Below are 15022 nucleotides of genomic sequence, written 5' to 3'. Positions count from 1 at the left end.
GTAAATGCATAAAACAGAGTGGGAATTTTCTGCAGGAGGTATTGTTTTTAGAGAAACTGAAGAAGGAAAACTTGAAATTATTTTAATTAGAGTAAAAAATAGGTGGAGTTTCCCTAAGGGAAATGTTGAGAAAGGGGAAACAAAAGAAAATGCTGCTTTAAGAGAAGTAAAAGAAGAGACAGGAGCAGATGCAGAAATAATTAAATATCTTGGAGAAGTTGATTATTGGTATAGTAGCGGATTAGTAAGGATACATAAATTTGTTTATTATTTTCTTATGAAATATAAAGGTGGGGATTTAGTTCCTCAAAAAGAAGAAATAGATGAAGTAGCTTTTGTTCCTGTGGAAGAAGTAGAGAAAAAATTAAGCTATCCAACAGATAAAGAAATCTTTGAAAAAGCTTTAAAGGAGCTTAAAGCACTCGGCAAAATATAATGTCTTATCTTTTGGCAAAATCATTTTTTAGCATTGTTTCTAAATTAGAAAGAGATAAAAATTTAAAAATAGGAGAGAGCATAGGCTCTCTCTTTTGGAATTTAGGATATAGAAAAAAGGTTATACTAAAAAATTTAGATATTGCATTTCCTGAAAAAACTTTAGATTGGAAGCTAAATATAGGTAAAAAATCTTTACAAAATTTAGGAAGAGTTTTAACTGAGTTTCCTAAAATTCCAGAGTATATAAAAACTGGATATATAGAAGAAATTTTTGAAATAAAAAAAGGTAAAGAACTACTTGAAAAAGAAGAAGGTAAAATCTTAGTTTCTGCACATATTGGGAACTGGGAACTTGCAGGTGCAGGGCTTTCTTATAATATTGAAGGAATGGTAAGCTTAGCTTATCGTATGAAAAATAAAAAGTTAAATGATTTAATTACAAAAATAAGACAAGATTCAGGAATAAAAATAATTTTTCATAATCAACCTTTAAAAGATTTTTTAAAAGCATTAAAAGAAAAAAAAACTATATCTTTTTTAGTAGATCAAAACACATTAACTCATAGAGGTATTTTTGTTGATTTTTTTGGACTTGAAGCATCTACAGTTACTTTTCCTGCAAAACTTGCACTTAAATTTAATAAAGATATAATCTTTGGATATTCTTATTATGATAAAAATACTAAGAAAGTATTTTTAGAGCTTGAAAATATAGATTTTGAGAAAACAGGAGATTATGAAAAAGATTTAAAAAATTTAGTTCAAGCATATACTAAAAAAGTAGAAAAAGCAGTAAAAAAACATCCAGAGCAATATTTTTGGACTCATAAAAGATGGAAAACAAGGCCAAAAGGAGAGCCTGAAAATATCTATAAATGATCTATTAAACAAAAAATAAAATTAAATGTTAAAACTAAGACACCTTTCATAGCTTTTATAATAGTAATATTATCATATTCTTCAGTTAAAAACTGATATAATTAAATTTTAGGAAATTAAATTATAAGAGGGTTGTTTATGAAATTAGAAAAATCAAAAAAATTATTTAAAGAAGCACAAAAATATCTTGTAGGTGGTGTAAATTCACCTGTTAGAGCATTTAAATCAATAGGAATAGAGCCAATTTTTATAGAAAAAGCAAAAGGTAGTAGAGTTTGGGATGTAGATGGTAATGAGTATATAGATTATGTTTTGTCATGGGGACCTTTAATTTTAGGACATGCAAATGATCAGATAATAAATGCAATAAAACAGGTTTCAAATTATGGAACAAGTTTTGGAGCACCTACAGAGCTTGAAATAGAAATGGCAAAAGCAGTTGTAGAAGCAGTACCATCTATAGAAATGGTAAGATTTGTAAATTCTGGAACAGAAGCAACAATGTCTGCTATTAGACTTGCAAGAGGATATACAGGAAAGAAAAAAATTATAAAATTTGAAGGTTGTTATCATGGGCATGGAGATAGCCTTTTAGTTTCAGCAGGTTCAGGAGTTGCTACTCTTGGAATACCAGGTACACCTGGAATACCTGAAGAGCTTGCTAAACTTACTATAGTACTTCCTTATAATGATATAGATGCAGTAGAAGAAGCTTTTAAAAAGTATGGAGATGATATAGCCTGTGTAATTATAGAACCAGTTGCAGGTAATATGGGAACAATTGCACCTTCAAAAGAGTATCATCAAAGATTAAGAGAAATTACAAAGGAATATAATAGTCTTTTAATATGGGATGAAGTAATGACAGGATTTAGACTTGCTTTAGGAGGAGCTCAGGAACTTTATGGAATTGAACCTGATTTAACAACCCTTGGAAAAGTCATAGGAGCAGGCTTACCTGTTGGAGCTTATGGTGGAAAAGCAGAAATTATGAAATATGTTGCACCTGAAGGACCTGTATATCAAGCAGGAACATTATCAGGAAATCCTTTAGCAATGGTAGCAGGACTTAGACAGCTTGAAATACTTAAAGAAAAAAATCCATATCCAGATTTAGAAGAGAAAGGAAAAAGATTAGAAGAAGGTATTAAACAGTTAATAGAAAAATATAATATAAAAGCAACTGTAAATAGAGTTGGTTCCATGATGACAATATTCTTTACTGATAAAGAAGTTAAAAATTTTGAAGATGCTAAATCTTCAGATTTAGAAACTTTTAATAAATTTTATATATCTATGCTTGAAAAAGGTATATATCTTGCACCTTCTCAGTTTGAAGCGTCTTTCTTAAGTACAGCCCATAGTGATGAAGATATAGAAAAAACATTAAATGCTATAGAAGATAGTTTTAAAGAGATTGGAGGATAAAATGGAAAAAAATCCAATTCAGATTACCATAGATAACTGGATAGAAGATTTTAATAATAAAAATATAGATAAACTTTTAGAAAATTACACAGAAGAAGCAGAAATTTATGATCCAAAAATAAAAGAATTAATGCCAGACAAAAAAGAGCTTTTCGTAAAAGGTAAAGAAGAAATAAAAGATTATTTTAATACTGTATTTTTACTTTTTCCTAATATTAGTGTAAAACCTGTAGGCCTTTGGATAAAACAAAAAGTAGGTGGAGCAGAAGCTATCTTAGAATACTTTATTTATCCAGATAAAGATAAAAAAGCATATACAGATGCAGTAGTTAAATTTTTCTTAGATAAAGAAAATAAAATAAAAGGAGAGTTTATCTATTATGGCTTAGGATATGCAGAAAAGGAGTGATTAAATGAAATGTCCAAAATGTGGTTCTATAAATGATAAGGTTATAGATACAAGGCTTTCAAAAGATGCAACTGTAATAAGAAGAAGAAGAGAATGTATAGAATGTGGAACAAGATTTACTACTTATGAAAGACAAGAAGAAGAAAAAATAATTGTTAAGAAAAAAAGTGGAATAACAGAACCTTTTGATAAATCTAAAATAGTTAGGGGAATAATGCTTGCATCTAAAAATAGACCTGTTTCAGAAAAACAGGCAAATGAAATTGCTGAAGATATAGAAAAATTTTTAATTGACGAAGGTAAATTGCTTGTTGAAAGTTTAGAAATAGGAGATTTAGTTCAAGAAAAATTAAAAGAGATAGATGTAATAAGCTATATCAGATTTAAATCAGTTTATAATCAGTTTAAAGATTTAAAAGATTTTGAAAAAACTATAAAAGAGATAGAAAAAAATAAAAAGGATCAATAATGGAAGTTGATGTTTCTCAAGTATTTCTTGTTTTATTCTTAATATTAGTATCTGCAAAGATTTTTGGTGAGATTTTTGCTTATCTTAGGATACCTCCTGTCCTTGGTGAAGTGTTTGCAGGACTAATATTAGGTCCTAGTTTTTTAAATATTGTGCAGCCATCTGAAATACTTAAAATATTAGCAGAGATAGGTATTATTCTCCTTCTTTTTGAGGTTGGTCTTGAAACAGATATAAAAAAACTAAAAGATGCAGGGAAAAAATCTGTCATTGTAGCAATTATTGGAGCTTTAGTTCCTTTTGTATTAGGATTTTTAATTAGCTATTATGTCTTAAATTTATCATTAATAGTTTCTTTATTTATAGGTGGTACTTTAACAGCTACAAGTATTGGAATAACAGTTAGAGTATTAAAAGATATAAATAAACATAAAACAGATGTTGCTCAAATAGTGATAGGAGCTGCTGTAATTGATGATATATTAGGTGTTGTTTTACTTGTTATGATATATGATTTTGTTATTACAGGAACAGTAAATATATATACAACTTTAAGGATGATTCTCCTTATCGCTGTTTTCTTTGCTCTTGCTCCAGTAATAGCCAATATAATATCTAAGCTAATTCATATTTATGATAAAAAATTTAGGAAGGTAGAAGGATTTATACCTTCAATAATAATATCTTTAATTTTAATTTTTGCATATTTATCACATAAATTTGGAGCACCAGAAATACTTGGAGCTTTTACTGCGGGACTAGCTTTATCAAGAAGATTTTTCTTGCCGTTTGGGGCATCCTTTCAATCAGATCCTAAATTTTTAGAAAAGATAGAATCACAGATAAAACCTATAATACATCTATTTACACCTATATTTTTTGTGATGGTTGGTGTTTCTATAAATTTAAAAGTAATAAATCTAAGTTCATATGATTTTTGGATTATATCCTTAGTTTTATTATTAATAGCAGTTGTAGGAAAGATGATAGGTGCTTTTTTATTAAGAAACCTTTCTTTATTAAAGAAAAGTATAGTAGGTTTTGCTATGGTTCCAAGAGGAGAAGTTGGCTTAATTTTTGCGGAACTTGGTAGAACAACTGATATACTAAATCCAGTAATATATGCCATATTAGTATTTGTTATTGTTATAACTACATTAATACCACCATTTATTCTAAAGTATTTATTTAGGAGAGAAGAATGACAGTTATTGATTCTATAATTTTAGGAATAGTTGAAGGTATTACAGAGTTTTTACCTGTTTCTTCTACAGGACATTTAATTCTTACTTCTAGTTTATTAGGAATACAGCAAACAGATATTCATAAAGCTTTTGAAGTTTCTATTCAACTTGGTTCTATATTGGCAGTTATTTTTATTTATTATGAGAAGATATTCCATAGTAAAGAGCTTTGGAAAAGATTAATAATTGCTTTCTTACCTACTGGAGCTTTAGGATTTATTTTATACAAATTAATTAAAAGCCTATTTAGTCCCGTAATTACAAGCATCATGTTAATCATAGGTGGAATTATTTTTATACTTGTTGAACTATTTTATAAAGAAAAAGAACATCATTTGGCAGATGTTGAAAAAATTCCATACACAAAAGCTTTTCTTATTGGTGTCTTTCAGTCTTTGGCTATGATACCTGGTACCTCAAGATCTGGTGCAACCATAATAGGAGGATTACTACTTGGATTAAAAAGAAAAACAGCAGCAGAATTTTCTTTTTTACTTGCAGTTCCAACAATGATTGTAGCTACTACATATGATACTTTAAAACATATAAATGAATACCATTTTGATAACTGGATAATACTTGGTACAGGATTTATTACTGCTTTTATATTTGCTTTAATTACAATAAAACTATTTTTGAGATTTATCTCTACCCATAACTTTATACCTTTCGGAATTTATAGAATAATTATTGGAATTTTATTCTTGGTTTTATTAGAAAAAGGTTTAATTAGTTAAAATTTTATAAAACACTGTTTGATTTTTCTTTATGTTTCAAATTATAATATTTAATTAAATAATTATTAACTGGAGGTTTTAAATGAACAAGTCTGACTTTACAAAATCTTTATCTGTAAATGGCAAAGATTATACAGTTTATAGTCTTGAGAAACTTCAAGAAGCAGGAATTGGAAATATTGAAAGACTTCCATTTTCAATAAGAGTTTTAGTTGAAAATTTACTCAGAAATTTTGATGGAAAAGTAGTAACTGAAGAGCATGTAAAAAATATTGCAAATTGGCAAAAAAAGTATGAAACACCAGTAGAAATTCCTCATCATCCTGCAAGGGTTTTAATGCAGGACTTTACAGGTGTACCTGGTGTAGTTGATCTTGCAGCAATGAGAGATGCGGCAAAAGAACTTGGAATTGATCCAAAAAAAGTTAATCCTCTTGTACCTGTTGATCTTGTTATTGATCACTCAGTACAGATTGATTTTTTTGGAACAGAAGATGCTTATAAGAAAAATCTTGAACTTGAATATAAAAGAAATAAAGAAAGATACCAACTTTTAAAATGGGCTCAAAATGCATTTGATACATTAAGAATATTCCCTCCAGGAAGTGGAATTATCCATCAGGTTAACCTTGAGTATATAGCTCAAGTTGTTATGGAAAAAGACGGAGTATTATTCCCTGACTCACTTGTTGGTACAGATTCTCATACTACAATGATTAACGGACTTGGTGTAATTGGATGGGGTGTTGGTGGAATTGAAGCAGAAGCAGTAATGCTTGGACAACCTTACTATATGAAAATACCAGAAGTTGTTGGAGTTAAATTAACAGGAGAACTCCCTGAAGGAGCTACTACTACTGATTTAGTGTTAACTATTACTCAAAAATTAAGAGAAGTTGGAGTTGTTGAAAAATTTGTTGAATACTTTGGGGAAGGTGTTAAAAAACTTTCTTTACCTGATAGAGCTACTATTGCAAATATGTCTCCGGAATATGGAGCTACAATGGGATTCTTCCCAGTTGATGAAGAAACAATTAATTTCTTAAAGCTTACAAATAGAAAAGAAGCAGCAGAAAGAGCAGAAAAATACACTAAAGAAAACATGCTTTTCTATACAGGAAATGAAACTCCTGAATATTCAGAAGTTATAGAAATAGATATGTCAAAAGTAGAACCTTCTTTAGCAGGACCTGCAAGACCTCAAGATAGAGTGGCATTAAAAGATATGAAAAAAACTTTTGTTGATTTATTAAACTGTAATTACAATAGAGAAATAGATGATATAAAAGAAATTACTGCTTTTGAAGATGAAGCAGGAAAAGATTTAGAAGTTGGAGAATGTAGAATACATAAAGGTAAAAAAGTAGCTAAAATAAATTTAGATGGTGAAGAAGTTGTAATTGGTGATGGCTCTGTAGTTATAGCATCTATTACTTCTTGTACAAATACTTCAAACCCATCTGTATTAATTGGTGCAGGAATTCTTGCTAAAAAAGCAGTAGAAAAAGGACTTGATGTAAAACCTTATGTAAAAACATCTTTAGCACCTGGATCAAGAGTTGTAGAAGGATACCTTAAAAAAGCAGGACTTTTAGAATATCTTGAAAAACTTAAATTTAATATTGTTGGTTTTGGTTGTACTACATGTATTGGTAATAGTGGACCTTTACATCCAGAAATAGAAAAAGCAATTAAAGAAAATGATCTTGTAGTTTCTGCAGTACTTTCAGGAAATAGAAACTTTGAAGCAAGAATACATCCAGATGTAAAAGCTAACTGGCTTGCATCTCCTATACTTGTAGTTGCTTATGCAATAGCAGGAAGAACAGATATAGACTTAACAACAGAACCTCTTGGAAAAGATAAAGATGGAAATCCAGTTTACTTAAAAGATATATGGCCTTCTCAAGATGAAATAAACAACATATTAAATCAAGTATTAACTGCAGATATATTTGAAGAAAAATACAAAAATATATTAGATGGTGATGAATATTGGCAAGCTCTTGAAGCACCAACAGGAGAGATTTTTGAATGGGATCCAAAATCTACATATATCAGAAAAGCTCCATATTTTGATGGATTTAGCGTAGAAGTAAATCCTCCAAAAGATATTAAAGGAGCAAGAGTATTAGAACTTCTTGGAGATTCAGTAACTACTGATCATATCTCACCTGCAGGTAAAATACCGGAAGACTATCCAGCAGGAAGATATTTAATAGAGCATGGAGTAAAACCAGAAGAATTTAACTCATATGGCTCAAGAAGAGGAAACCATGAAGTAATGGTAAGAGGTACTTTTGCAAATGTTAGAATTAAAAATAAACTTGTAGCTCCAAAAGAAGGTGGATATACATTAAAACTTCCAGAAAAAGAAGAAATGTTTGTATATGATGCGGCAGTAAAATATGCAGAAGAAGGTACTCCATTAATTGTTCTTGCTGGAAAAGAGTATGGAACAGGTTCTTCAAGGGACTGGGCAGCAAAAGGTACACAACTTCTTGGAGTAAAAGCAGTTATTGTTAAATCTTTTGAAAGAATCCATAGATCAAACCTTGTTGGAATGGGTGTTTTACCACTTCAGTTTAAAGAAGGAGAAGGTTGGGAAGAGCTTGGACTTGATGGAACTGAAACTTATGAAATTTTCGGAATAGAAGATATAGCACCTGGAAAAGAACTTAAAGTTAGAGCTACAAAAGAAAATGGAGAAGTTGTTGAATTTAATGTAATTACAAGACTTGATACAGTAGTAGATGTAGAATACTTTAAAAACGGTGGGATATTACCACTTGTTTTAAGAAAAATAGCTAAATCTTAAAATATGAAGGAGGCTTAAAGCCTCCTTTTTTATATTTTTACAAAATCTAAAGGTGTAGTTGTTAGAACTTCTGCTTTGTCTTTTCTGCAAACAACTATATTTTCAAGTCTTACACCACCTTTGTTTGGAAGATAAATACCCGGTTCAATTGTAAAAACTGTGTTTTCTTTTAAAATATCTTCATTATTTTTGTAAATTCTTGGTTCTTCGTGAATTTCAACACCTATTCCATGCCCTGTAGAATGAATAAAATATTCTCCATAACCTGCTTTCTCTATTACTTTTCTTGCCGCTAAATCTACTTCTTTTATAGGTATTCCTGCTTTAATAACTTCTGTAGCTGCAAGGTGTGCCTCTTTTACTATTTCATATATTTTTTTTAATTCTTCATCTACTTCACCAATTGCTAATGTTCTTGTAAAATCAGAGCAGTATCCTTCATAAATCATTCCCATATCTATAAGAAGTAAAGTATTTCTCTCAATAGGTGAGTTTGAAGTTTCCCAGTGAGGAATTGCTGAATGTTTTCCAGATGCCACTATAGCAGGAAAGCTTTCCCCTGTTCCTCCTTCTTCAAATATATAGTTAATTATCTGTCTTCTAACATCAAGTTCTGTTTTCCTACAAACAATATCAAAATGAAGATGTGAAAGGATTTTTTTATAAACATTATCTATTTTTAAAACTGCTTTTCTTATAATATTTATCTCTTCTTCTGTTTTTATCATTCTAATTTCATTTAAAAAACCTTCATATCCTATCAACTTGTCTTTTAAATCAGTATTTTCTATAAACTTTTCATAAAATGAGATTGTAAATTTATCTTTCTCAAAACCGATTTTATTAAATTGAGATAAAAATTCTTTAAGTTCTTTTAGTCCTTGTTTTAAAAGAATTACATCCCAATCTTTTAGTTTCTCTTTCGCACCTTCAAAATATCTAAAATCTGTAAAAAAATATTTTTCTTTATCAGTTAAAACTACATAAGCATTTGAAGATTTAAATCTGGAAAGATAAAAAACATTAGCAGGTGATGAAAATAAAAATGCATCAAGTTCTTCTTTTTTTATTTTTTCAAAAACTTTATTTATATTAGCCATCTGATTCCTCTTTTTTATTCTTTTTTAAAGCATTACCTAATAAATTTCTTCCTTCTTTTTCCTGCATGCAAGATTTATAGGCACATGTTATGCAAAGTATATCATCCGGATTAAAACCTTTCTTTTTAGCTTCTTCTAACACTTCTTTTGGAATATTTTCTAAATCCATTTTATTTTCCTAACCCATAAAAAGAGGGCTATAAAAACCCTCTTTTTATTCACAACTTGGGCAGATTTTATTTAAAAGTGGGTCTGTTGGGCAAGCTTCTATATTCCCTGATTTTACTTTATCTACTACTTCATCACCGTATTTTTCTCTTGCCATTTTTTCAAGATGTTGGATATCTTCTTCCTGATTTTTTACTCTTTCTTTTACTAATCCAAATCCTCTTCTTGTGCCTCTTTTGTTTACTTTTTGAGTATATTTTTCTCCTTTAATTGTTTTATCAATAAAGCAATAATATGTTGATTTTAAACCTTTTTCCCAAGCATACATGTAAATGTCAAACATATCATCTCTTAAATCTTCTTCTATATAAATAGATTTTGAAACTGCTTGATCTATATATTTTTGGAAAGCAGCTGCTATATCTATCTGTCTTTTTGGATGAATTTCATAAGCTCCTTTAAATAGTTCTTTGTTTATCTTTCCATCAAGTTCTTCTATATACTGGATAGAACCACCATCTGCTTTTATTTTTTCTGCCATTTCTTCATTCCACATATCAAGTTCTTCAAGTTTTTTCATAAGCTGTTTATTTACAACTATGAATTTACCTGAAAGGGTATCCCTTGAATAAACATTAGAAAAATAGCTATCTATAGAAGATGTAGTTCCTGCTATTATAGAAATAGATGCTGTAGGTGCTATTGCAAGAAGTACTGCATTTCTTCTTGGTGGATATGGATATGGATTTCCTTTTTGTTTCATTTCTTCATAATGTGGGAATGGGCCTCTTTCTTTTGCAAGCTCTTCTGATTTTGCATAAGCAGTATCTCTCATAAATTTAGCTACTTTTTCTGCAAACTGCACTGCTTCATCACTATCATAGGCAATTCCAAGTTCTACAAGGGTTTCTGCAAATCCCATTAATCCAATACCAAGAGGTCTTAAGTCCATTGTATTTTTCTTAGATTCTTCAGAAGGATAAAAATTTTTATCAAGAATATTGTCAAGGGCTAATACCATAGTTTCTATGGTATCTTTCAATTTATCCCAATCTATATCTTTTTTCTCTTTATCTATATGTTTAGCGAGATTAACAGACGCTAAAGTACACACTGCGGTGCTTTCCGGTGAATTCGGAATTGAGATTTCGCTGCAAAGATTACTAGAGTTTATAACTGAATATTGCGGGCAAGGGTTGTTTTCATTATGTCTGTCTTTAAATGTTAGCCATGGATGTCCTGTTTTTGCAAGTTTAAATAAATATCTTCTAAACCATTCTCTTGAATCTAATTTCTTCCATAATCTTAATTGGCCTGATTCTGCTTTTTTAATACATTCATTGTATTTTTTAGCAAAGTCTTCTCCCCAAGATTCAACAAGTTCTGGACATTCTGCTGGATCAAAAAGATATAGAGGCTCTCCTTCTTTTATTCTTCTCATAATTTCATCAGGCATCCAAAGAGCAGTATTTAATGAAGGCGTTCTAAAGTAAGGATTTCCTGTAGTTTCTCTTAAATCTAAAAATGCCTCTATGTCCATATGCCAAGGTTGTATATACATTACTTGTGAGCTTCTTCTTCTACCGCCTTGTTGTATAGCATTTACAATTGTGTCAAATATTTTTATAAAAGGTATTACTCCTGAAGATTTTGCATTTAAAGATTTTATAGGTGAACCTGTAGCTCTTATTCTTGTAATATCTGTTCCAACACCACCTGCATATTTTGCTAAAAATGCAGTTTCTTTAGCTTTATCCATTATTGATTCAAGAGAGTCACTTATGACGTTTACATAACAACTAGAGTACTGGTGTGTAATAGTTCCAGAGTTATAAAGGGTAGGTGTTGAGTGTAAGTATTCAAGTTTTGATATTTTATTATAGATTTTTATTACTTCTTCTTCATTATTTCCTATTCCAAGAGCTACTCTCATAAAAAACCATTGAGGCTTTTCTATAATTTCTCCATTTCTGTCTTTTGTAAAATATCTATCTTTTAATGTAGTAAGTCCAAAATAATCAAGAAGATCATCCCTTGAATAATCTATAGCATTTTCTATTTTATTTAAGTCAAAATTTAAAATATCTTCTTTATATAATCCTTCTTTTACTCCATACTCAAGAGCTTCTTTAAAAGATTTAAATCTTCTTTCTATCTTTCTATTTATTATCTTTTTAAGCTGTCTTGTTGCTAAAGTATCATAAATATAATGATTTGGTATTAACTGTTCTATAGCTTTTAAAACTAAAAAATCAAGCTCTTCTGTTGTAACTCTTTCAGGTATCTTTAAATCAAGTTCTTTAGCAATTCTAAATGCTATTTCCCAGTCATCAGGTAGATCCATACCATCAAAAAGTGCAAATATTGCATTTATAAGTTTTTTCATCTGAAATTTTTCTTCTGTTCCATCCCTTTTTACAACTATTCTTTGCATATAAAAAACCTCCTTTTTAAGTTTCTAATAAATATAAAGCATTACCTACACCATATATTTTTTTATATCCATTTTTTTCTGCAAATAACTTTTCAGAAATACCTGTTTTAGATTTCATAAACCATTCTCTTTGTACTAGATTTATATAATCTTTTGTATAGTAATAATCAGGCTTTGTAATTTTTATTCTTTTAAAGCCTAACTTTTCTAAACTTTTTCCTGTAAAAAGTCTTAAATCAACATAAGAGTAAAGTTTTTTTATAGCTAAATCTTTTAAAACATATTTTATTAGTTTCCCAGTTCCTCCAATAACATTAAATCCGTTTTTAGTAGCTATTCTATAAATCTCGTATCCATCAAGTCCAAACCTTGCTTTTCCAATAGATATTACTTGTAATATTTCTCCATTAAAAACTAAAGCATAATTTTTAGCTAAGATAGGTTGATTATATATATGATTTTCTATAAAAAATTCATAAGCTTGTTTTTCTCCTATTTTTTCTATTTTACAGTTTTTAGCATAAATCTTTTTATTTAACCCTAAAGCTGAACCTATAATACTAAAAACTATATCTTTCTTGTTAATAATCTCACTATCCCAAAACTGAATTATTCTTATACCTTTTTCTGTTGCTAAAATCCATTTTAGTCTATGGTAATTCTTTGCTTGTTTTGGTGATAAATTCCTAAGTTTTATAAGATTTTCATAAGTGTGATAATAAATTCCATTTACTTCAATAGCTATTTTTCTATCTGGAACATAAATATCTATTTCAAGAGACTTTAGAATTTTTCTATTTCCTGTTTCAAATCTTATTGATTTTTCTTTTAAAAATTTTGTTATTACTCTTTCAGGTTTTGTTTGAGTTTTTGTACATACAGGACATAAAGGAATGTTTCCATTGTCTAAATGATCTAAAAATTTATTACCACATTTTAAACATAAAAATGGAAATCTATTTCTATCTTTTACATTTATCTTTTTGTAAAATTCATAATCAAACAAAGGTTTTATATTATGCTTTTTTAGTCTTATTAATAATCTTTCCCATACTTTATATTTGTAATTTTCTAATACTTTTTCTTTTACATGAGGAATATGCATAGGTGTTTCTACACCATATTTTTCTAATAATGATTGTTTAGTTTTTTCTGTTATTTCTTTTCTATTTTTCTTTAAAGCTACCAAAACTTTTTCTTTTATAGTCGTAGATTTCATAGGATGAGTTGTTCCATACTTTTTTAAAGAAGTTTTTTTAGCTTTTATCTTGTATTCTGCTGTTTTTGTATAGTTATCTACGCCATATTTTTTTAATGTTGTTTTTTTTGCTTTTTCTCTTGTAATAATTCCTATATTTTCTACTCCGTATTTTTGAAGAACAGTTTTTTTTCTTTTTTCCTTAACTGATTCAAGCTTTAAATGATGTTCTACACCATACTTTTTTAAAAATTTTTCTTTATCAAGTTGAGCACATCTTTTTGAGCAGTATGTTCTAAACTGTCCCGTAGAGTAAGCAGGAAGCTTACCACAAACAGGACATTTAGGAACTTTATCCTCTGATAATATATCATTTTTTAAGCACCATATTCTAATAGACTGTGGTATATCTTCAGGAAGAAAACTAGTAAGTTTATAAAGTTCTTTTTTTAAGTTTGGATTTTTAGACAGTTTTATCCCTAATCCTCTTGGTGTAAGCTGTTTAGCAAGTATTAATAAATCCATTTACCTAACTTCTTTGAAGTTATTAGAAATTAGTATACTCAGTACTTGATACCTCAAAGAAATTTGTTAATTTTTTGACATCTTCTTTTTGTAAAAACTTAAGTGGATTTCTATCTATTTTGAATTGAGGGTCAAAGCCAAGTTCTTCAAGTCTTCTGTCTGCTATGTATTTCATATATTGTTCTAATTCTTTATAAGAAACTCCAAATATTGTTGTGCCGCCGAATTTAGTTTTTAAGTAGTTTAGTTCAAGTTCTACTGCATCTATTATTGTATCTCTTATATTTTCTACAAATTTTATATCATCTACTATTTCTGGATTTTCTTCTACTATTGTTAATATTGCTTCTATTCCGTTTTGAAGGTGTAAAGATTCATCTATTAATACAAGTTCTACTCCTGAAACTATATTTTTCATTTTTCCTGTATCTTTCATTGCAAAGAAATGCGCAAATGCTGAATAGAAGAACAAGCCTTCTTGGATAATATTATTTAAAAGTATAGAAGTTAAAATCTGTTTTTTACCTTCTAATGTGTCTGGATCTGCTTTTCCATATGTAATTCTATCAACTGCTCTAATTATAAGCTCTTGTTTTTCATTTAAAAGTTTATCTTCAAGGGTTATGTTATAAACTCTCTTTCTATCCATATCAAATGAGTTTATTATTATTTCAAAAAAGTCTGAATGAATATCTTCCATAAACATCTGTGCAGTAAAAGACATCTTTGCATATGGGTCTGTTAATACTGGGAAAAATCCATTTCCTAAAACATTTTGTACTAAAAGCTCTGATGATGCAAAGTATCCAACTGCACTTTCAAATAAATCTTTTTCTGTTGGTGTCAGTGATTTATAATCAAGGACATCTTGTTGAATATTAAGCTCTTCAGGAAACCATACTGCTTTTTTCTGTTTAGTGTATAATGTTTTAAAAACTGGGTATTTTGGATTTTCAGTAAGTCTTATATTATCTCTAACTGATGTTTTTCCGATAAATTTTAAATTCTTCATTTTGGGCCTCCTTATACTATATATTGTGTTTTTTTAATTTAACACCACTATATATAGTATGTCAATCTTTTTTTTCATTAAAATTTTAGGAAGTATCTTTAAACTTTTATCATTATTTATTTTTCTGTGGTAAATTTAATTTAACATAAAAATTAACAATAAA

13 protein-coding genes are annotated in these 15022 nt (G+C 28.8%); 8 read left to right on the top strand and 5 right to left on the bottom strand.

Annotation, left to right across the window (positions count from 1 at the left end):
• Nucleotides 1–4 precede the first annotated feature (4 nt).
• From CLV39_RS01985 to acnA, 8 genes are all read left to right on the top strand, one after another.
• Nucleotides 5–436 carry an NUDIX hydrolase gene (locus CLV39_RS01985; RefSeq protein WP_121922547.1) on the top strand — a complete coding sequence of 144 codons (432 nt, stop codon included), beginning with the start codon at nucleotides 5–7 and terminating at the stop codon, nucleotides 434–436.
• Nucleotides 436–1317 (top strand): lysophospholipid acyltransferase family protein, encoded by an 882-nt coding sequence (locus CLV39_RS01980; protein ID WP_121922546.1) that lies wholly within the window; start codon nucleotides 436–438, stop codon nucleotides 1315–1317. The genes CLV39_RS01985 and CLV39_RS01980 overlap by 1 nt, the downstream gene beginning before the upstream one ends.
• Nucleotides 1318–1455: 138 nt before the next feature.
• A complete protein-coding gene (gene hemL / locus CLV39_RS01975; protein WP_121922545.1) occupies nucleotides 1456–2745 on the top strand; it encodes a glutamate-1-semialdehyde 2,1-aminomutase in 1290 nt (429 codons plus the stop codon).
• 1 nt (nucleotide 2746) lies between these two features.
• The gene (locus CLV39_RS01970) at nucleotides 2747–3154 is read left to right on the top strand and encodes a nuclear transport factor 2 family protein (protein ID WP_121922544.1); all 408 of its coding nucleotides are present in this window, start codon (nucleotides 2747–2749) and stop codon (nucleotides 3152–3154) included.
• 4 nt (nucleotides 3155–3158) lie between these two features.
• The gene (gene nrdR / locus CLV39_RS01965; RefSeq protein WP_121922543.1) at nucleotides 3159–3623 is read left to right on the top strand and encodes a transcriptional regulator NrdR; all 465 of its coding nucleotides are present in this window, start codon (nucleotides 3159–3161) and stop codon (nucleotides 3621–3623) included.
• Nucleotides 3623–4828, top strand: a complete 1206-nt coding sequence (locus CLV39_RS01960; RefSeq protein WP_121922542.1) for a cation:proton antiporter — start codon at nucleotides 3623–3625, stop codon at nucleotides 4826–4828. Before nrdR ends, CLV39_RS01960 begins: the two co-directional genes overlap by 1 nt.
• Nucleotides 4825–5604, top strand: a complete 780-nt coding sequence (locus tag CLV39_RS01955) for an undecaprenyl-diphosphate phosphatase (protein ID WP_121922541.1) — start codon at nucleotides 4825–4827, stop codon at nucleotides 5602–5604. The genes CLV39_RS01960 and CLV39_RS01955 overlap by 4 nt, the downstream gene beginning before the upstream one ends.
• Nucleotides 5605–5686: 82 nt before the next feature.
• Complete coding sequence (acnA, locus tag CLV39_RS01950; protein WP_121922540.1) at nucleotides 5687–8422, top strand: aconitate hydratase AcnA; 2736 nt, start codon at nucleotides 5687–5689, stop codon at nucleotides 8420–8422.
• Between the two features lie 29 nt (nucleotides 8423–8451).
• On the opposite strand, the gene CLV39_RS01945 is transcribed toward acnA, so the two are convergent.
• From CLV39_RS01945 to CLV39_RS01930, 5 genes are read right to left on the bottom strand one after another with little or no spacing between them, the layout of a single operon-like run.
• Nucleotides 8452–9522: a M24 family metallopeptidase gene (locus CLV39_RS01945; protein WP_121922539.1), complete on the bottom strand. Its 1071-nt coding sequence runs from the start codon at nucleotides 9520–9522 to the stop codon at nucleotides 8452–8454.
• Complete coding sequence (locus CLV39_RS08565) at nucleotides 9515–9691, bottom strand: hypothetical protein (RefSeq protein WP_170145579.1); 177 nt, start codon at nucleotides 9689–9691, stop codon at nucleotides 9515–9517. Before CLV39_RS08565 ends, CLV39_RS01945 begins: the two co-directional genes overlap by 8 nt.
• Before the next feature lie 45 nt (nucleotides 9692–9736).
• Nucleotides 9737–12124: a ribonucleoside-diphosphate reductase subunit alpha gene (locus CLV39_RS01940; RefSeq protein ID WP_121922538.1), complete on the bottom strand. Its 2388-nt coding sequence runs from the start codon at nucleotides 12122–12124 to the stop codon at nucleotides 9737–9739.
• A 16-nt stretch (nucleotides 12125–12140) separates the two neighbouring features.
• Nucleotides 12141–13847 (bottom strand): DUF7487 domain-containing protein, encoded by a 1707-nt coding sequence (locus tag CLV39_RS01935; protein ID WP_121922537.1) that lies wholly within the window; start codon nucleotides 13845–13847, stop codon nucleotides 12141–12143.
• Nucleotides 13848–13869: 22 nt separating this feature from the next.
• Nucleotides 13870–14859, bottom strand: coding sequence for a ribonucleotide-diphosphate reductase subunit beta (locus CLV39_RS01930; RefSeq protein WP_121922536.1), 990 nt, complete (start codon nucleotides 14857–14859; stop codon nucleotides 13870–13872).
• Nucleotides 14860–15022 lie beyond the last annotated feature (163 nt).

This window comes from Hydrogenothermus marinus (assembly GCF_003688665.1).
Lineage (GTDB): Bacteria > Aquificota > Aquificia > Aquificales > Hydrogenothermaceae > Hydrogenothermus > Hydrogenothermus marinus.
This window is presented reverse-complemented; position numbering and strand designations above follow the sequence as displayed.